The 1,049-nt window shown below is 38.1% G+C and carries 2 protein-coding genes; one reads left to right on the top strand and one right to left on the bottom strand.

Annotated features, from left to right (window positions below; translation table 11 throughout):
* The first annotated feature begins 90 nt into the window (after positions 1–90).
* On the top strand, positions 91–615 hold the full coding sequence (locus A3729_RS07435) for a tyrosine-type recombinase/integrase (protein ID WP_068638574.1): 525 nt from the start codon (positions 91–93) through the stop codon (positions 613–615).
* 55 nt (positions 616–670) lie between these two features.
* On the opposite strand, the gene A3729_RS07440 is transcribed toward A3729_RS07435, so the two are convergent.
* Positions 671–925, bottom strand: coding sequence for a DUF2442 domain-containing protein (locus A3729_RS07440; protein WP_068510406.1), 255 nt, complete (start codon positions 923–925; stop codon positions 671–673).
* Positions 926–1,049: the final 124 nt, after the last annotated feature.

A 1,049-nucleotide genomic window follows, 5' to 3' on the forward strand; every position in this document is an offset into this window, starting at 1 on the left:
TGTTTGGCTTTCTTGGTGTTCTTTTTAGTCATGTGCTAGTTCCTTGTGAATTTTGGAACTAGCGTAATTAATTGTTGGGTTTGGTATTATGTGTGCTTGGCTAGACGCTTACAAAGTATCAGAGACCTAGCTCTTTTCAACCTAGCAATTGATAGCATGCTTCGAAGTTGTGATCTTGTCAGACTGTCAGTCAGTGACATAAGTCATGGCGATGGTATTCAATCACGCGCACAAATCATTCAGAAAAAAACGAAAACACCTGTTCAATTTGAAATTACAGCGAAGACAAAAACGACCTTAAATAAACTGATTGAGATTCAGCATTTAGGTTTTAACGATTTCTTATTTCAAAGTCGGTGTAAGAAATCAGAGCATCTATCTACTAGACAATATGCTCGAATTGTTGACTCATGGGTTTCCAGTATTGGTTTAGATAAGGCAGCTTATGGCACTCACTCAATGAGGCGAACAAAAGCTTCAATTATTTATCGTGAAACAAAGAATCTTAGAGCTATTCAGATATTGCTAGGGCACTCAAAAATCGACAGTACTATAAGGTATCTTGGAGTTGAAGTAGATGATGCGCTTGATCTTGCCGAACGAATCCAGGTGTAGATATTTTCCAACAGGTGGATACTAAAAAGTAGCTACCTGTCAGAGATACCAATATTCAGTTGTGAACTTGGTTTTGTTTTTGGTGTAGGTCTTTTAAGAACTCAGGAGCAAGGTCTGCACCATTAGGCCAAACCACAGTCTCTAGCTCAGGATCAACTGAAACTTTAGAAAAAACAGCTACATCTTTTAATGGTAAAAAGACGGTACCTTCCAAAGCTCCTTTTAAGTCAATATTGCCTGAAGTGCCATCATCAAAAGCAACCCAAAGTGTAAAGTCGGAAACGTGCTTTGCTGATTTAATATGAAGCATAATTTGTTACTCCAACGGTGCTATGTAATTCAAAGGTTCGCCAGAGCGAGCTTTGTCCCAATTTTCTTCTAACTCAGTTAGGTGATATGAAATCCATTCTTGAACGAATTTGATAGCTCTGTTA

The sequence above is a fragment of the Oleiphilus sp. HI0043 genome (genome assembly GCF_001634935.1).